Annotated in this window: 16 protein-coding genes and 1 pseudogene; 10 read left to right on the forward strand and 7 right to left on the reverse strand. The window is 66.6% G+C overall.

Features of this window, described 5'->3' with window-relative positions; genetic code table 11:
* Positions 1-19: 19 nt before the first annotated feature.
* From AC1RNC_RS16790 to AC1RNC_RS16800, 3 genes are all read right to left on the reverse strand, one after another.
* Entirely contained in the window at positions 20-1246 is a 1227-nt protein-coding gene (locus tag AC1RNC_RS16790; protein ID WP_492887466.1) for an argininosuccinate synthase, read from the reverse strand.
* 85 nt (positions 1247-1331) lie between these two features.
* Positions 1332-1694 carry a hypothetical protein gene (locus tag AC1RNC_RS16795; protein ID WP_492887467.1) on the reverse strand — a complete coding sequence of 121 codons (363 nt, stop codon included), beginning with the start codon at positions 1692-1694 and terminating at the stop codon, positions 1332-1334.
* 15 nt (positions 1695-1709) lie between these two features.
* Positions 1710-3713 (reverse strand): potassium transporter Kup, encoded by a 2004-nt coding sequence (locus tag AC1RNC_RS16800; protein ID WP_492887468.1) that lies wholly within the window; start codon positions 3711-3713, stop codon positions 1710-1712.
* A 199-nt stretch (positions 3714-3912) separates the two neighbouring features.
* Here AC1RNC_RS16800 and AC1RNC_RS16805 point away from each other — a divergent pair, with 199 nt between their 5' ends.
* The 6 genes from AC1RNC_RS16805 to AC1RNC_RS16830 all read left to right on the forward strand — a co-directional run bounded on the left by AC1RNC_RS16805 (position 3913) and on the right by AC1RNC_RS16830 (position 8892).
* Complete coding sequence (locus tag AC1RNC_RS16805; protein WP_492837698.1) at positions 3913-4353, forward strand: Rrf2 family transcriptional regulator; 441 nt, start codon at positions 3913-3915, stop codon at positions 4351-4353.
* A 159-nt stretch (positions 4354-4512) separates the two neighbouring features.
* Positions 4513-5121: a flavodoxin family protein gene (locus tag AC1RNC_RS16810; RefSeq protein WP_492887469.1), complete on the forward strand. Its 609-nt coding sequence runs from the start codon at positions 4513-4515 to the stop codon at positions 5119-5121.
* Between the two features lie 175 nt (positions 5122-5296).
* On the forward strand, positions 5297-6097 hold the full coding sequence (locus AC1RNC_RS16815) for an SDR family NAD(P)-dependent oxidoreductase (RefSeq protein WP_492887470.1): 801 nt from the start codon (positions 5297-5299) through the stop codon (positions 6095-6097).
* A 186-nt stretch (positions 6098-6283) separates the two neighbouring features.
* Complete coding sequence (gene rlmN / locus AC1RNC_RS16820) at positions 6284-7495, forward strand: dual-specificity RNA methyltransferase RlmN (RefSeq protein WP_492887611.1); 1212 nt, start codon at positions 6284-6286, stop codon at positions 7493-7495.
* 110 nt (positions 7496-7605) lie between these two features.
* A complete protein-coding gene (locus AC1RNC_RS16825; RefSeq protein ID WP_492837695.1) occupies positions 7606-8034 on the forward strand; it encodes a DUF350 domain-containing protein in 429 nt (142 codons plus the stop codon).
* 24 nt (positions 8035-8058) lie between these two features.
* A complete protein-coding gene (locus AC1RNC_RS16830) occupies positions 8059-8892 on the forward strand; it encodes a S1 family peptidase (protein ID WP_492887471.1) in 834 nt (277 codons plus the stop codon).
* A gap of 11 nt (positions 8893-8903) precedes the next feature.
* Here AC1RNC_RS16830 and AC1RNC_RS16835 read toward each other — a convergent pair.
* The 4 genes and pseudogenes from AC1RNC_RS16835 to AC1RNC_RS16850 all read right to left on the reverse strand — a co-directional run.
* Positions 8904-8989 (reverse strand): annotated as a pseudogene (locus AC1RNC_RS16835) (hypothetical protein); the annotation flags it as partial.
* Positions 8990-8998: 9 nt separating this feature from the next.
* Positions 8999-10696: an AmpG family muropeptide MFS transporter gene (locus AC1RNC_RS16840; protein WP_492887472.1), complete on the reverse strand. Its 1698-nt coding sequence runs from the start codon at positions 10694-10696 to the stop codon at positions 8999-9001.
* A 33-nt stretch (positions 10697-10729) separates the two neighbouring features.
* A complete protein-coding gene (locus AC1RNC_RS16845) occupies positions 10730-12286 on the reverse strand; it encodes a response regulator (protein WP_492887473.1) in 1557 nt (518 codons plus the stop codon).
* 36 nt (positions 12287-12322) lie between these two features.
* Positions 12323-13081 (reverse strand): ATP-binding protein, encoded by a 759-nt coding sequence (locus tag AC1RNC_RS16850; RefSeq protein WP_492887474.1) that lies wholly within the window; start codon positions 13079-13081, stop codon positions 12323-12325.
* An 81-nt stretch (positions 13082-13162) separates the two neighbouring features.
* Between AC1RNC_RS16850 and AC1RNC_RS16855 the strand changes: the two genes are divergently transcribed.
* From AC1RNC_RS16855 to AC1RNC_RS16870, 4 genes are read left to right on the forward strand one after another with little or no spacing between them, the layout of a single operon-like run.
* Positions 13163-13858, forward strand: a complete 696-nt coding sequence (locus AC1RNC_RS16855; RefSeq protein WP_492887475.1) for a TnsA endonuclease N-terminal domain-containing protein — start codon at positions 13163-13165, stop codon at positions 13856-13858.
* A complete protein-coding gene (locus AC1RNC_RS16860) occupies positions 13845-15767 on the forward strand; it encodes a transposase (protein WP_492887476.1) in 1923 nt (640 codons plus the stop codon). The genes AC1RNC_RS16855 and AC1RNC_RS16860 overlap by 14 nt, the downstream gene beginning before the upstream one ends.
* Positions 15767-16681, forward strand: coding sequence for a TniB family NTP-binding protein (locus AC1RNC_RS16865; protein WP_492887477.1), 915 nt, complete (start codon positions 15767-15769; stop codon positions 16679-16681). Before AC1RNC_RS16860 ends, AC1RNC_RS16865 begins: the two co-directional genes overlap by 1 nt.
* On the forward strand, positions 16678-17862 hold the full coding sequence (locus tag AC1RNC_RS16870; RefSeq protein WP_492887478.1) for a TniQ family protein: 1185 nt from the start codon (positions 16678-16680) through the stop codon (positions 17860-17862). Before AC1RNC_RS16865 ends, AC1RNC_RS16870 begins: the two co-directional genes overlap by 4 nt.
* Positions 17863-17961 lie beyond the last annotated feature (99 nt).

Here is a 17961-nt window from a genome sequence, read left to right on the forward strand (position 1 = left end):
TTTCCGAAGTCGGAAGTCCCTAGCCGCGCCGATCGCGCTTGGCCAGCACGCGCAGGCGCAGGGCGTTCAGCTTGATGAAGCCGCCGGCGTCGCGGTGGTCGTAGGCGACCTTGCCCTCCTCGAAGGTGACCAGGTCCTGGTCGTACAGCGAGTAGGGGCTGGTGCGGCCGATGACGGTGACATTGCCCTTGTAGAGCTTCACGCGCACCTGGCCGGCGACCTTGTCCTGGCTGTAGTCGATGGCGGCCTGCAGCATCTCGCGCTCGGGCGAGAACCAGAAGCCGTTGTAGACCAGCTCGGCGTACTTCGGCATCAGCTCGTCCTTGAGGTGCATGGCGCCGCGGTCAAGCGTGATGCTCTCGATGCCGCGGTGGGCGGCCAGCAGGATGGTGCCGCCGGGGGTCTCGTAGACGCCGCGCGACTTCATGCCGACGAAACGGTTCTCGACCAGGTCCAGCCGGCCGATGCCGTTGTCGCGGCCCAGCTCGTTCAGCTTGGTCAGCAGAGTGGCCGGGCTCATCTTCACGCCGTCGATGGCGACCGGATCGCCCTTCTCGAAGTCGATGGTGATGACGGTCGCCTTGTCCGGCGCGTCCTCGGGCGAGATCGTGCGCATGTGGACGAACTCGGGGGCCTCGACCGCCGGGTCTTCCAGGACCTTACCTTCCGACGAGCTGTGCAGCAGGTTGGCGTCGACGCTGAACGGGGCTTCGCCGCGCTTATCCTTGGTGATCTGGATCTGGTGCTTCTCGGCGAAGTCCAGCAGGGCCTCGCGGGACTTAAAGTCCCACTCGCGCCAGGGGGCGATCACGGTGATGTCGGGCTCCAGGCCATAGTAGCCGAGTTCGAAGCGGACCTGGTCGTTGCCCTTGCCGGTCGCGCCGTGGCTGACGGCGTCGGCGCCCATCTTGCGGGCGATCTCGATCTGCTTCTTGGCGATCAGTGGACGCGCGATCGAGGTGCCCAGCAGGTACTGGCCTTCATAGACCGTGTTGGCGCGGAACATCGGGAACACGAAGTCGCGGACGAACTCCTCGCGCACGTCCTCGATGAAGATGTTCTCGGGCTTGACGCCGGCGGCCAGCGCCTTGGCGCGCGCCGGTTCGATCTCTTCGCCCTGGCCCAGGTCGGCCGTGAAGGTGATGACCTCCGCGCCGTACTCGGTCTGCAGCCACTTCAGGATGATCGAGGTGTCGAGACCGCCCGAATAGGCGAGCACGACCTTCTTCACGGACTTGTCGGCCATGGGCGGGTCCTTTCGGAGAGAAACACAAAGTCGCGCGCCTTCAACGGGATCAGGGCGAGCCGGTCAAGAGCCAAATGGGGCGGTTCTACAGCTGACCTTCGTCTTGCAACGTCCTGATGACGAAGCGCAGGTGGAACAGCTGGCTCAGCGCCAGGCTGGCGGTGAGCGTGGCGCGGACCAGGAAGATGAGGATCGCCTGGGTCGGATCGTCGGTGAACGTCGCCTGGGTCGCGGTGAACGACAGCAGGACGAGGATCGACAGCAGCGGAATGCTCAGCAGGCCCACGCCCTTGGGCGCGCGGACGGAGGGCTTGCCGTCGCGCCCCCACAGCATGGGGACGAGGACGTCCTTGGGGATCCGCTTCCACGCGCCCTGGGCGGTGGCGGCGATGATGGCCAGGGCGGCGATCGACAGACCGTCGCCCAGCACGCGCAGGGTCGTTTCCATGCCGGATACTAACTCTTAAACCGTGACCTGGGCGCCCAGCTCGACCACGCGGCCCGGCGGGATCTTGAAGAAGTCCGTCGGGTTGGCGGCGTTCTTCATCAGGTAGATGAACAGGCGGTCCTGCCACAGCGGCATGCCGCTGTTGGCCGACGGCACGATCGAGCGGCGTCCCAGGAAGAAGCTGGTGGCCATGATGTCGAACTTCAGCCCCTGCTTGCGGCAGACCGCCAGCGCCTTGGGGATGTTGGGGCTTTCCATGAAGCCGTAGTTGACGATGACCTTCTTGAAGTCGTCGTTGACCTTCTCGATCGTCACCCGGTCCTCTTCGCGGACGCGCGGCGTCTCGGTGGTGCGGACGGTCAGGATGACGTTGCGCTCGTGCAGCACCTTGTTGTGCTTGAGGTTATGCATCAGCGCGACCGGGGTCATGTCCGGGTCGGAGGTCAGGAAGATCGCGGTGCCGGGCGCGCGGTGCGGGGCGCGGGCGCGCAGGATCTCCATCAGGTCGACCAGGGGGACGCTGTCGCGGCGGGTCTTGGCGGTGAGGATGTTGGCGCCTCGCGTCCAGGTGGCCATGATCAGGACGAGGGCCGCGCCGAACACCAGCGGCAGCCAGGCGCCGTCGGGGATCTTCAGCATGTTGGAGGCGATGAACACGCTGTCCAGCGCCACCAGCGGGATCAGCAGCAGGCCGGTCTGCCACAGCGGCCACTTCCACACGCGGCGGATGACGACATAGGCCAGCAGGGTGTCGACGAACATCGCGCCGGTGACGGCGATGCCGTAGGCCGAGGCCAGCTTGTGCGAACTGCGGAAAGCGAACAGCAGCACCAAGACGCCGATCAGCAGGAACTGATTGACCGCCGGCACGAAGATCTGGCCGGCCTGGGTCTCGGACGTCCGCTTGATCTCGATGCGGGGCAGCAGGCCCAGCTGCACGGCCTGCTGGGTCATGGAGAAGGCCCCGGTGATCACCGCCTGGCTGGCGATGACGGTGGCGACGGTGGCCATCAGCAGCACGGGCCAGTAGGCGAAGCTGGGCACCATCTCCCAGAACGGATTGTGGCGGGCGGACGGGTGATCGAGGACCAGCGAGCCCTGGCCCAGATAGTTCAGGGCCAGGCACGGGAACACCAGGCACAGCCACGCGGCCTGGATCGGGCGCTTCCCGAAGTGGCCCATGTCGGCATAGAGCGCCTCGGCCCCGGTCACGACCAGGAACACGCTGCCCAGGATCACGAAGCCCAGGAAGCCGTTCTCCAGCAGGAAGCGCACGCCGTACCAGGGATTGAAGGCGCGCAGGATCGAAAGATCGTCGGCCAGGTGGTAGGCGCCCAGCGCCCCCAGGATTAGGAACCAAACGGCCGTGAACGGTCCGAACAGCGAGGCCATCCGGTGGGTGCCCTTGGCCTGGACGGCGAACAGCAGGATGAGGATGCCGGCCGAGATCGGCAGGATGTAGGGCGTCAGGGCGTGGCCGACGCCGGGCGCGTCCTTCAGGCCCTCGACCGCCGACAGCACCGAGATGGCCGGGGTGATGATGCCGTCGCCATAGAACAGCGCCGCTCCGACCACGCCGAGGAAGAAGACCACCATCGAGCGCTTGCCGCCGGTCTTGCCGAGCGCCTTCTGGGCCAGGGCCATCAGGGCCAGGGTGCCGCCCTCGCCCTTATTATCGGCGCGCATGAAGAAGATGACGTACTTGATCGTCACGAACAGCGTCATGGTCCACAGGACCAGCGACACGACGCCCAGCACCGCGTGCTCGGTCGCCGTGGTGCTGCGCGAATGGGCCAGGGCCTCGCGCAGGGCGTAAAGCGGGCTGGTGCCGATATCGCCGAAGACGACGCCGATCGAGCCCAGCGCCATGGCCAGGAAGCCATGGCCCTTCGCGTCATGGCCGTGACCATTGCCGTTCGGCGGACCGCCGTCCTGATGAGGGATGTCGGTGGACGTTGGCGCGCAATCCAAATTGGACGCGCTGGCGGAGTTGGAAGCGCCGGGGGCTTCGGAAGCCATTCAATCCCTCCGGGCGCCCTCGCAAAACGCCAGGAGCCGACCCATATCGCGATCAAGCGCGGCGCGATACACCCAAACCGCGGCCGATACAATGATCACCCGACGTCGCCCTGAGGACTCCCTCAAGGAGATTTTGCTTCGAGGCTGAACCAGTTTTCAGTTGAACGCGCGGGCGGCCACCTTACGTTCCCGGGTAGATATGTCTGACAGCCAGAAATTTCCCGTCGCGGCTCACGCTCTCGCCTACTTGGCGCACAAGGAGGCGTTTTCGGCTGACCGCGCCGTGGCCAGCGCCGAACTGGCCGCCTCGGTCCCGACCAATCCGGTCGTGGTCCGTCGTGTCACGGCCATGCTGGGCAAGGCCGGGCTGATCGGCGCGCGGGCCGGGGCCAATGGCGGGGCCTGGCTGCTGAAGCCCGCCGACACCATCACGCTGGACATCGTGCTGAAGGCCGTCAACGGCTGCGCCCACCTCGGCGTCGCGCCCAAGGGCGTCAAGGGCTGCCCGGTCGGGGAGAAGATCCCCGACGCCGTCCGCGCCGCCATCACCGCCGCCGATCGCGCGGCGCACGACCGCCTGAGTCAGATCACCGTCGCCGACCTGCTGCACGGCGCTCACGCGGCCATCGAGCCCTGCTGAGCCTATCCGGCTAGCGCTCTATCAGCAGCGCTAAATTCGACTTACAGAAAAATTGCACCTGCTGTTGTTGCTGATCCTCTGGCGGGTTCGTTGGGCGATGTTACGTAATCGCTACCGTTTCAGTTTCGAAACGACATCCATTCGAGATCGAGGGATCCAATGACCACCGTCGCCATCGTCTATCATTCCGGTTACGGCCACACCGCTGTCCTCGCCGACAAGGTCGCCGAGGGCGTCCGCGACGCCGGCCAGACCCCGGTGCTGCTGAAGATCGAAAGCGCCGCCCAGGACTTCGCACCGCTGATCGAGGAGATCACCAAGGCCGACGCCGTCGTGTTCGGCGCCCCGACCTACATGGGCGACGTCTCGGGCGTGTTCAAAGTGTTCGCCGACGCCACCGCCAGCGCCTTTTTCACCGGCGCCTGGAAGGACAAGCTGGCCGCCGGCTTCACCAACTCGCACAGCTTCGCCGGCGACAAGGGCCACGCCCTGGCCAGCCTGGCCATCCTGGCCGCCCAGCACGGCATGAACTGGGTCAACCTGGGCATCGCCCCGCCGAACGTGACCGCCGCCGAGCGTGGCCCCGACACCCTGAACCGCGTCGGCTCTTTCATCGGCCTGGCCGCCCAGTCGGACAACGCCTCGCCGGAGATCACCCCGCCGGCCGGCGACCGCGAGACCGCCCGCCTGCTGGGCGAGCGCGTGGCCAAGGCCGCCGTCCGCTGGACGGTCGGCGCTCGGGCCGCCGAGCTCGACAAGGCCGCCTAGGATCCAGGTCCCCAAGGCCGCGGTGGTCTCCCTCCCCAACCGCGGCCCGGAAGAGGCGCGCCCCCAGCCGAGCTGGCGCGCCTCTTCCGCCCCTCAGGCTCGAGGGCTGCTTGAACCAAATCACGGGCCGTGCTCGACTCCGGCGGAGTTTCGTCTTCTTCCGGATCACCCCCGCATGGCCCGCCGCCTCGCCCTGATCACCGGCGCCTCCGCCGGCATCGGGGCCGCCTCCGCCCGCATCTACGCCAGCCACGGCTATGACGTGGCCTTGACCGCGCGCCGGGCCGACCGCCTCGAGAGCCTGGCCGCCGAGATCAAACTGCGCTCGGGCGTCGAGGCCTACGCCATTCCCGCCGACCTGGCCGAGCCGACCGGCGTCGACACGGTGCTGGCCGCCATCGCCGAGCAGGGCCGGGTGGTCGACGCCCTGGTCAACAACGCCGGCTACGGCCTGCCTGGAACCTATGATTCCACGACCTGGGCCGACCAGGCGGCCTTCCTGCAGCTGATGCTGACCAGCGTCTGCGGCATGACCCACAAGGTGCTGCCGGGCATGGTCGAGCGGAAGTTCGGCCGTATCGTCAATGTCGCCTCGCTGGCGGGCCTGGTTCCCGGCGCGGCTGGCCACACGCTCTACGCGGCGACCAAGGGCTTTCTCGTGAAGTTCTCCCAGAGCCTGCACCTGGAGAACCTGGCGACCGGCGTGCATGTTTCGGCGCTGTGCCCCGGCTTCACCTATTCGGAATTCCACGACGTCAACGGCACCCGCGGCCAGGTCAGCCAGGGCGTGCCCGAATGGATGTGGCTGGGCGCCGACGAGGTCGCCGCCGCCGGCTACGAGGCCGCCGAGGCCAATCGCTCGATCTGCGTCCCCGGCGCCCCGAACAAGGCCATCGCCGCCATCGCCAAGATCGTGCCGGACGACTGGGCTCTGGCGTTGATGGCCAGCCAGGGAAGCCGGTTCCGGAAGGTGTAGGGGGCGCGAAAACCTCGTCCTTCGACAAGCTCAGGATGAGGTTTTCGGTCGAGACCGGGGCGTTGCGGTAGGCCTCAACCTGAGCCTGTCGAAGGGTAAGGCCGCACGTCGCGGACCGGCCCTTTTGGAAAACCGCCCCGGACCTGCTATATGTCCGCCTCGACCCCCGAGCATCCGGACACCCCCTTGAGCGTCACCCTCGACCTGTCGCGCGTCTCTTCAGAGACGACGCCCGCCCAACCCGTCGCCAAACCCCTGGTCAACCTCTCGGGCCTCACGCGCCCGCAGCTGGTCGCGGCCCTGGTCGAGAGTGGCGTGGTCGAGCACGGCAAGGCCAAGATGCGCGCCACCCAGATCTTCCGCTGGATGCACCATCGCGGCGTCACCGATTTCGCGCTGATGAGCGACGTCGCCAAGGAGACCCGCGCCCGCCTGGCCGAAGCCTTCACGCTGAACCGCCCGGAGATCGTCGAGCGCCAGGTGTCCAAGGACGGCACCCGCAAGTGGCTGATCCGCATGGCCCCGGGCATCGAGGTCGAGAGCGTCTACATCCCCGGCGTCGGCCGCGCCGGCGCCCTGTGCGTCTCCAGCCAGGTCGGCTGCACCCTCAACTGCAGCTTCTGCCACACCGGCACCCAGCCGCTGGTCCGCAACCTGACCGCCGCCGAGATCGTCGCCCAGGTCCAGGTGGCCAAGGACGACCTGGCCGAATGGCCGTCGGACAAGGAAGACCGCGTGCTCTCGAACATCGTGTTCATGGGCATGGGCGAGCCGCTGTACAATCTGGGCCAGGTGGCCGACGCCATCGAGATCATCAGCGACAACGAGGGCATCGGCATCTCGCGGCGCCGGATCACGGTCTCGACCTCGGGCGTGGTTCCGATGCTGGAAAAGCTTGGCAATACGACCCAGGCCATGCTGGCGATCAGCCTGCACGCCACCAACGACGCTCTGCGCGACGTCCTGGTGCCGCTGAACAAGAAGTATCCGATCGCCGAGCTGATGGCCGGCGTCCGCGCCTATCCGGGCCTGTCCAACGCCCGCCGCGTGACCTTCGAATATGTGATGCTGAAGGGCGTCAACGACAGCCCTGACGAGGCCCGCGCCCTGGTCAAGCTGATCAAGGGCATCCCGGCCAAGATCAACCTGATCCCGTTCAACCCGTGGCCGGGCAGCGACTATCTGTGCTCGGACTGGTCGACGATCGAGGCCTTCGCCGCGATCCTCAACAAGGCCGGCTACTCCTCGCCGATCCGCACCCCGCGCGGCCGCGACATCCTGGCGGCCTGCGGCCAGCTGAAGAGCGAGAGCGAGAAGGTCCGCGCCTCGGCGATGCGCAAGCTGTCGATGGCGGCCATGGCCGGGATGCTCGGCGATGACGAGGACGAGGCGGCTTAGGGCGCATCCAGAAACAGGCGACGACTCCCCCGACGCGGGCGCCCCCTACGCAAAACTTGTCGACCCGTGTTAGTCAGGGGGCCGCAAGTTCATCGGGGTAGTTCGCGTCCATGCCGTCCCAGCTCCAGTCGCCCGAGGTCCAGGCCTTCGCCACCGGCTTCCCGGTCACCCTGCTGCATGCCAGCGTGACCCTGGTCATGCTGATCCTGGGCACGGCGCTCTACGCCCTGTTGACCCCGCACAAGGAAATCACCCTGATCCGCGAGGGCAACTCGGCCGCCGCCCTGTCGCTGGGCGGGGTGATGGTCGGCCTGGCCATTCCGCTGGCCATCTCGCTGACCGCCTCGACCTCGGTGATCGAGATCCTGATCTGGGGCGCGGCGACCATCGCCGTGCAGCTCCTGGTGTTCCGCATCACCGACATGGTGCTGCAGGGCCTGCCCGAGCGGATCCACGAGGGGGAGGTCGCCGCCGCCGCCCTGCTGGTCGGCGCCAAGCTGGCCACCGCCCTGATCCTCGCCGCCGCCGTGGCTGGCTGAGCCGGCGGCATCGGGGGGCGTACCGTGCATTTCCCCAAGCTTCCCGACTGGCTGGTCTATGCCGCGGCGGTCAGCGCCCTGCTGATCGTCGCCGTCGGCCGGCAGGAGCGCTCGGACGCGCCGCCGCCGCCGCCGCCGGTGCCGGGCGAGGAGGGGCTGCCGCTGGGACCGTCCTCGCCGTTCGATCCCTCCATCGTGGTCCAGGTGCCCGACAAGCCCGAGCCTGGCTCCGGCACGGCCTTCTCCATCGGTGACGACGGCGCCTGGTTGACCGCCCGCCACGTGGTCGACGGCTGCAAGCAAGCCGCGATCGTCGTCGCGGATGGTCGCGGCGTGGCGGCCAGGATCCATGTCGATCCGAACGCCGACGCCGCCATCCTGACCACCGAAGGGGGCGCCCCGTCGGTGCCGCTGGGTCTGGACACGCCGCTGCGCCGGGGCGCGCGCGCCTATCACCCGGGCTTCCCGCAGGGCCATCCTGGCGAGGCCGCCTCGCGCCTGTTGGGCCGCGAGAACCTGGTCGTCCACGGCCGAGGCGCTCGCACCGAGCCGGTGCTGGTCTGGGCCGAGGTCGGTCGCACCGACACGCTGAAGGGCACCCTGGCCGGCCTCTCGGGCTCGCCGGCCCTGGACAGCGCCGGGCGGGTGATCGGGGTGACGGTGGCCGAGGCTCCGCGTCGCGGCCGCATCTACACGACCGCGCCCGAGACCCTGAAGACCCTGCTGGGCCCGCGCCGCCGGCCCGCGCCGTCGGAGTTCGCGCCCAGCGAGCCGATCACCACCGAGAACTACGGCCGCGTCGCCGACGGCCTGCGCCGCGATCTGCGCGTGGCCCAGGTGGTGTGCCTGAAGGTCTAGGCGGGACCGAAACCTCGTCCTCCGACAGGCTCAGGATGAGGTCTCTACTGAACCGGCCCTGATCCTCATCCTGAGCTTGTCGAAGGACGAGGATCACGCACGACGCCTAGGTGGTCGTCGCCTCGGTCTCGACCGGCTTCTGCCGCGCCGCCACTAGGAACGAGAGCACGATCGCCACGACGCCGATCAGGGCCGTGTAGATGAAGAACGCCGTATAGCCCGCCGCCAAGGCCGGACCGCTGACGCCCAGCTTGGCGCCGGCGGCGGTGAAGCTCTCAGGCGGCAGGCGGGTGAAGAGGGCCTTCAGCGGCGCGGTGAACCCGCCGTGCTCGGCCGCCAGCGCCGAGCCCTCGACGATGCGCCCCGACTGCGAGGCGATCAGCTTGCCGGGCAGGGCATAGAGCGACGAGAACAGGGCGTATTGCGTGGCCGTGAACCCGGCCGTGGTCAGGCTGGACATGTAGGCGATCAGGGCCGTGCCCGCGACTCCGCCCGCCAGGTTGTCGATGCAGATCGCCCAGAACAGCACCGGCACGCTGTGGCCGTTCATGGCCAGCCAGGCGAAGAACAGGTTACTGATCGGCTGGGCGAAGGCGCCGATCACCAGGGCTTTCATCAGGCCCAGCCGCGCCACGATCACCCCGCCCATGAACACGCCGATCATCGAGGCGATGATGCCGAACACCTTCCGGATCTCGGCGATCTCGGTCAGCGAGAAACCCATGTCGCGGTAGAACGGATTCATGATGTTGAGCACGAAGTCCGAAACCCGATAGACGCAGATCGCCGCCAGGATCAGGCCGGCCACGCCCTTGAAGCGCTTGGCGAAGTCGATCAGAGGCTCACCGAACGCCGCGGACATATAGACGCCGGGCTTGGTGCGGACCTTGGGGATCGGCCAGGCCGCCACCACCACGATGGCCAGGCCGGTCAGCACGCCCAGCAATTGCAGCCAAACGCCATTGGGCTTGGCCTTCCAAGCCTCGGCCAGGGCCTCGCCGCCGACCAGCTTGGACAACAGGGACGCGTCGCCCGACAGGCCCGAGCCCAGGACCAGGGCGCCGACGAGCAGGATGGCGAGGCGCGCGAGCCATTCCAGGGCTTCCAGCGAGCGGGGCTGATGGACGTCGCCGGTCGGGATCGGCCGGATGGTGTGCTCCATCTCGCGCGGCGCCCACAGGGTGGCGAGGACGCCGATCCCGACCACGAAGCCCATGACGGCATAGGAGAAGTTCCAACCGAACCGTTCGGCCAGCAGCAGCGGCCCGGCGCCGGCGGCGATCATTGCGCCCCGAAAGCCCCATTGATAGGCGACCGCCATCGGCCCCTGTTCTTCCTTGTCGGCGACCTCGATTCGCCAGGCGTCCAGGACGATGTCGTGCGAGGCCGTGGCGAAGCCCACCGCGACGGCGGCGGCGGCCAGGAGCGGGAGCTGCGTGGCCGGATTGAGTGTCGAGATCGTCCACAGCCCCAGGATCATGGCGGTCTGGAACACCAGGATCCATGCCCGCCTGTGGCCGAGCAGGCCGTGCAGCACCGGCACCTTGGCCCGGTCGATCAGCGGGGCCCACAGGAACTTGAACGAGAACGACAGGGTGGCCAGGCTGAAGAAGCCGATCACCGCCAGCGACAGGCCCGCGTCGCGCAGCCACAGCGACAGGGTGTCGAAGATCAGCATGAAGGGCAGGCCCGACGCGAAGCCCAGGCCCAGCATCACCAGGCTGCGCCGCTCGCCGAAGAAGGCGAGGGTCTGGAGAAGAGTCTTCTTCTCGGGCGCGGCCTGCGCCTTCGTTTCGTCAGTCATCGCGGCGATCCCCTGTCCGGGGCGCGCCCGGATCTAGCCGGCGACCTTGGCTCGCGTCGCGGTTTTCGTCCAGCCGCCGCCAAGCCCATTCGCGACGCCCGAGGTGGTCCAGCGCTTGAGGGCGTCACGCAAGGCTTCCTGGGTGAGGGGCTTGACCAGGAAGTCGTCCATGCCGGCGGCCAGGCAGGTGCGTTTGTCCTCGTCGAAGGCGTCGGCGGTCAGGGCGGCGATCGGCGAGGCCACGCCCTTGGCGCGCAGGGCCTTGGCGGCCTCGACGCCGGACAGGCCGGGCATCCGCAGGTCCATCAGGATCAGGTCGTAGGCCCCGGCCGAGGCGGCGGCCACGGCCTGCTCGCCGTCGGCGACGCGGTCGACCTTGCAACCCTCGCGCTCCAGCAGGGTGCGGGCCAGCAGGGCGTTGATCGGATTGTCCTCGGCCAGCAGCACGCGGACGCCCTGGGCCACGGCCCCGGAGATGCGGTCGTCGTGCGCCGTCTCGGTGGCGGGCGTCGCTTCGGTCTCGCCGGCCTGCAGCACCTGGACGACCAGCGAGGCGGCGCGCAGCGGCTTGATGAGATAGCCCGAAAAGCCGACGGCCTTGAGCGGCTCGATGCGGTCGCGCTGCTCGGGTGTCAGCAGCACCACGGCCTTGCGGCCGGTTGGGGGCTTTAACGCCCCACGAGGCCCCGAAAGCGCCGCGTCGATCAGCAGCACGGCGTCGGCCGGCGCGCCCGACAGGGCCGAGGCGATGTCGACGGCGGCGAAGGCTCGGCCGCCAGCGGCCTCGATCTGCCGCGCGGTGGCGGCGCGGACGATGGCGTTGGGCGAGGCGATGGCGACGGCGCGGCCGTCCAGCGGAGCCGCGCGGAGGGCGGGAGCGGCCACGTCAAAGGGCGCCTCGAACCAGAACTCGGCGCCCTGGCCCAGCTCGCCGCCGACCCCGACTTCGCCGTTCATGGCCTTGGTCAGCGTGGCCACGATGGCCAGGCCCAGGCCCGCGCCGCCCAGCTGGGTGGCGTGGGTGATGTCGGTCTGGACGAAGGCGTCGAAGATCCGCCGGCGGGCCTCGGGCGCGACGCCGGGGCCGGTGTCGGCGACCGAGAAGCGGATGCGACCTTCCGTGGTGGCCGTGGCGGTCAGCAGCACGCCGCCGGCCTCGGTGAACTTCACGGCGTTGCCGGCGAAGTTCAGCAGGATCTGACGCAGGCGACCCTCGTCGGCCTGGATGGTCGGCAAGGGCGTCGGGACGGCCCAGGCGATCTCGACGCCCTTTTCGTGGGCGCGCGGGCTCATCAGCTCGGCGACCTGGCGCAGCAGGCCCTCGATATCGACCGGGGCCAGGCTGAGCTCGATCGAGGCCGCGCCGAGGCGGGCGAAGTGCAGCACGTCATTGACCAGCGACAGCAGGTGGTCGCCGCTCTCGCGCAGGGCGGTGACGTAGGACCGCTGCTCGGCGGTCAGCTTGGTGTTTTCCAGCAGGCGCGCCATGCCCAGCACGCCATTCAGCGGAGTGCGGAACTCGTGGCTCAGGGTGGCCAGCTGCTCGGGCGTGACGCCGGGGCGCTTATCGTCGGGTCTGGGATCGCTCATGGAGATCAAGCTTACCCGCCGCGGCTTAACGGGCGGTCAAACGCGAACCGGTTCTTCACCCGGCGTCGTGGTCCGCCGATAGGCCAGGGCCTCGGCGACGTGGACGCGGCGGACGGCGTCGGCGCCCTCCAGGTCGGCGATGGTGCGGGCCAGGCGCAGGGTGCGGGTCCAGCCCCGGGCGCTGATCCGGCCGGCTTCGGCCGCCTGGGCCAGCAAGGCGCGGCCGGGGGCGTCGAGGTTGGTGATCTTCTCCAGGAAGGCGCCCTCCGCGCGGCCGTTCAGGCCGTCGGCGACCTCCAGCGCGTCGGCGCGATCCTGCTGCAGCGCCCGCGCCCTGGCCACCCGCGCGGCGGCCTCGGCCGAGCCTTCGGCGGGCGGCGGCAGGGACAGATCGGCGGCGGTGACCGCGGGCATGTCGACGGTGAGGTCGATACGGTCCATCAGCGGGCCCGAGACCCGGCCCTGGTACTCGCGCTGGCACCGGGGAGCCTTGCCGCACGCGCCGCGCCCGGCCCCGCCGTGGCCGCAGCGGCAGGGGTTCATGGCCGCCACCAGCTGCACCCGGGCCGGGTAGCGGATGTGGGCGTTGGCGCGAGCCACCATCACCTCGCCGGTCTCCAGCGGCGCGCGCAGGCTGTCCAGGGCCTGGACGCCGAACTCGGGCAGCTCGTCGAGGAAGAGAACGCCGTTGTGGGCCAGCGACACCTCGCCTGGCTTGGCTTTCAGCCCGCCGCCGGTGTGATTTCTCGGAGATAATGAGATGAAATGCCGGTTTGTTCTCCTAGCGGGCGGCACAGAGCCCCCAAGATTTTTTCAAAGAAGGCGAGACTCGTTCGTCGTTTTTCGTAGATATTGCGACATGATTGGAGGTCGCCGATGACCCGCACTATCCCGCCCAGCCATCGGTCGATCACCGGCTCACTGCCGACGCGGTATCCTCCTCGGCAGCTTCATTACGAATCCAAGCTTGAACGGGATTTCCTGATTCTCCTGGAAATCGATCCAGGCATCGAGACCGTGGTAACGCAGCCGATCACCATCGATCTGGTCGTGGATGGCCGTCGACGGCGATACACGCCCGACGTCCTTGCCGTCTGGTGGGATGACGTGGCCCTCCCGCATGGCAGGTCCAGGGTTGTTTTCGAAGTTAAGCCCTACGCCATCTTGAAGCGCGATTACGCGGACCTGGCCCCGAAGTACCGGGCGGCGAGGAGCTATTTCGCCGCGAAGGGAGTCGGTTTCCGCGTGATCACCGACCGCAGCATCTATTGCGCCAGGCAAGCCAACGCCGCCCTGATCGGCCCAGCGATGCGCCGGCCTCTCTCACAAGACATCATTTCCACGGCTCGCGCGATCCTTACCTACCCCGGAGTGGAGAGCCGCTCGTTCGGGGAGGTGAAGAGGCTACTCATCGCCGATGGGCTGCTGCGTGACACCGCCCACCAGGCGCTGCTGCACATGTTGGGCGTCGGATATCTGGTGGCGGATCTTGATGCGCCAATTAGCGATGACATGCGAATGAAGTGGTGGGCGGATGTAGCCGCTGAGGAGGGGGCGATTGAAACCGGCTAACTTCAGCGTCGGTGAGGAGGTCACGATCAGCGGACGCGCCGCCCGTTTCGTGAAAATCCTCGATTTTGACCTGTTCCTTGTCCGATTTGAGAACGGCGACACCCGTGCGGTGACATCGGGTGATGTCGATCGGGTGGACGCCGTAACCCGCTCAAAGCGGCACTTCGACGATTGCAGTCCCGCTGAAATCGAACTGGCCTATAGATGGCGGGAGGTTTTGGGCCCGCTCCTGGATCAGACAGTCGAGCGCGGTGAACGCGACGCGATTATTGCCGCTGCCGCGAAGACCTTGGCCGTAAGCAGGGCGACGATCTACAGGCGCCTGGAACAGTGGAACGGCGACCCTGTGAGCTTGTTGCCGGGCAAGAGATCGGGCGGTCGCGGCCGGAGCAGACTTGGTGATGAACGGGTCGCCTTGCTCAGCTATCTGATCGACAAGGAGTACCTCAATCGCAAGCAGCGCAACGTCAAAGAGTTCTACGACAATTTCGTGCTGCCTGCCTTCGCGGACGCCAAGCTGCCTTTTCCGGGCATCCCGACCGTCTACCGCCACATCGACGCTCTTGACCCAATCCTGGTGATTGAGCGCCGCGTCGGCAAGCGCGCGGCTCGCGATGCGAAAGCCAAGATGATGGGGAAGTTCCCCTTTGGCACGGCGCCTCTTTCCTGCGTGCAGATCGACTACTGGCCCTATGACGTAGAGATCGTAGACGACGTCTACCGTATTCCAATCGGGCGGCCATGGCTTGCCATGGTCATCGATACCCATACCTGCATGCCCACGGGTTACGTCCTGACGCTAGACGACCCTTCAGCCAGCGTCGCCGGCGCCGCGATCTTCCATTCAATCACCCGCAAGGAGCCCTGGCTGAAGGTAATCGGCGTCGACATGATTTGGCCGGTCTGGGGCCTGCCCCTGATCGTGATGGCCGATAACGCCAAGGAGTTTCGCGGCACTATGCTTCGCCGCTTCCTCGCTCAGGAGGACCGTGAGCTCCTGAACAGGCCTGTGAAGCGACCCCAGTTCGGTGCCCATATCGAACGCTTCTTCGGGACTCTCGCCAAGAAAGTGAAATCGGCGCCGGGGGCGACTGGCTCGAACATTAATGAGCGCAAGAGCAGAGACAGCGCCAGGACCGCAAGCCTCACGCTCCGAGAGCTTGAGCTGCACCTGCTCAGCATCTTGAAGGAATATATGAACACGCCGCACTCATCCCTCGGGGGACTCACGCCCCTTGAGAAGTGGAGATCGTGCTTTTTCGAAAATGGCGCCCAGGTTCGAGAATTGCCGGAAGAGCCATCTAACCTTGAGCAAATACGTCTTGAGCTTCTGCCGCTGAAGATGCTCACGCTCCAGGCTTACGGAGTTCGCTGGGACAAGATTAGCTATGACTCCGACGAGTTGGTGGCGATGCGCCATCGCTACGCTCGCCAGAAAGGCAAAACCTTTACCGTGCGGCGTGACCCTCGCGACATAAGTCGTGCCTACGTCTGGGACCCCGACAATAAACGCTATCTGACAGTTCCGTATCGGCACGCCGAAGGGCCGCCGATGAGCGTTTGGGAATTGCGCGCGGTGCGGGCCGAACTGAAGAACAAGGGCCAGCGAGCCTATACAGAGCTCGAAATCTTTGATGCCTACCATGAGCGGCGCCAGCGCCAGGCGCTACTTGAGGAGGCGGGCAAGCTCACGCGGAAAGCACAGCGTGAGAACCAGCGTAGACGTAGCCAGGGCGCGGCGATCGCGCGCGAGCAGAGCGTCATAGCCGCAGCCACACAGTCGGCGTCGGCCATCCCCATAGAGCGTAACGGTCCATCGCCCCACGAGCCGACGAGTACGGCAGTGGTGCTGACACCCGCAGGCTCAGTGGCCGAGGTCGGCGAAGACTACGATGATCTGGACATCTGATGGAGCGCCCCCCGATCACCAGCGAAGTGGCCGCCCAGCCCGGTTTGGATCACCTACATCCAAAGGCTCAAGCCCTTGTCCACCTGCCTGTGGAGGAGCGGATCATCGCCCGGTGGCAGAGCCTCTGGATCGGACATCGAGCGGCTGACAATGTCTTTCAAACCTTGGACCGCTACCTTGTTACGCCGCCGTCGATCCGCCCGCGAAACCTACTGATCTTTGGCGAGTCCGGCGTCGGTAAATCAACGATCCTGAATCGTTGGGAGAGCCGCGTCCGCGCCGAAAACGCCAAGAAAGCGGAAAGCGAAGATGACGATGGCGTCGGTGGGTGGGCGGTCCTCCCAGCGATCCGGTTTCAGACGCCCCCAGCCGGCGATGAGGCAAAGCTCTACAACAACATTCTGATAGAATTCGGTATGCGGGTCTCGCCGTCCATGGCGTTGGCGCAGAAGGAGCTTATGGTCCGCCGGCTGATCGCCAGATGCGGTGTGAAGGTCATCCTCATGGACGAGTTTCACAATGCCCTATCCGGCCGCTTCGATAAGCGCCTCCACTTCAATGTCCTGATCAAGAATCTTACCAACGAGACTGGCGTTCCCATCGTTGCCGCCGGTACCGAGAGCGTCGACCAGGTGTTCGCTAAGGAAGATCAGCTCAACCGGCGCTTCAACCGCATCAAGCTGGAGCGGATGAAAATGGACGGCGAGTGGCGCAAGATCCTCCGCGCCTACGGCAAGATCATCCCGCTCCGACTACCTAGCGATCTGACAGAGGCTGGGCTTTCAGAACGGCTTTATGCGCTGTCCAAAGGCGTGATCGGCGAACTATCCAACATTCTCTTTGACGCTGCGGTGGCCGCGATCGACAGCGGCGAAGAGCGCATCACAGAGCAGCTCATTCGAGCGATCCGATGATCGAGGAGGTCGAGGCCGTCTTCCGCACCTGGAAGGAAAGCCCCGACTCCACCAAGTCTCGCCCTTGGCCCTTCCGACCTCAACCGCGTCCTGACGAGCTGCTCTCGTCTTGGTTCTTGCGGGCCGCTTATGGACTGAAGCTAAAGCCCTACACCCTCGCGCATATGACCTGGCGGTCTACGCCCCCGCTGTTGACGCGGGATATCGACAATCTCGCGGATCCTAGGGTGGTCGGCGGTATGGCCGCCAAGGCTGACACATCGGTTCAGAGGGCTTGGGAAACCACGCTCGCGGCGTTCGATGGCCTTCTCGTCGACAACTACGTGCCCGGGGGCCGCAATGCCTGGATTCTCCAACTTGGGGTTCGCCACCGCATTCGCGCCCTCGCTGGCCTGCAGTACTGTCCTATCTGCCTGGGCGAGGCGGCTTACTTCAAGCGCGCCTGGCGCTTAGGGTTCGTAACAAGCTGTCCTGCTCATGGCGTCCAGCTTCTTGATCGTTGCACAAGCTGCGGTGCCACGGTCGAGCCCCATCGATCTCCAGCTTTGTGGATTTGCGCCCGCTGCGGCGCCGATCTGCGTGGGGTGCAGGCCTGCAAGGCGAGCCGGCGCGTTATTGAACTCCAGACGAGGGCGATGGCGGTGCTGGCTAGAGGTTGGGGCCATCTCGGAGAAGCCATCTTCAGCTGGAGCCACCTCTATTTCGCGACGCTACGGATCATCGCAAAGGCGCTTGCCCATGGCCCGCGCGCCGACGCATTTCGCCGGGCAGTTGTCCGGCGGTTTGGTGGCGATCCTTCACCCTATCCCTGGAGCAGTGGTCGAAGCTTGGAGCACTTCGGCGTCGATGACCGCCATCGGCTCATGGATTTACTGGCGCCGCTTCTGAAGGAATGGCCGTTCCGCCTCGTCGAGGCGTGCCGCGAAGCCAGGATGTGGCGCAGCTGGCTCGTTCACGACGATCTCTGCCCACCCTACGCCATAGCAAGCCTGGTCGACGAGCATCTGACCGTCGGCTTCTATAAGCCCTCCGAGCTCGAAATACGGGCGGCCATCTCCTATCTGCGGCGTCAGGATGGCACCGTCACAAAGGCGAAGCTGATCAGGCTGATTGGTGAGTGCGAAGCCTCTGCGGCGTTACTACAATCGGAAGCCAGCCTGAACGGGCGTCCAGATGCATAACGCCAACCTGTTGTCACCCGCTAAAGGCACGGACGAAGCTGTGCCCGGCCACTGTCCAGCTGACCGTCGGCCCGCTGGGTTGTCAGCTCCGTGATCGCC

Source organism: Caulobacter sp. GW822-FHT01G02, assembly GCF_058802865.1.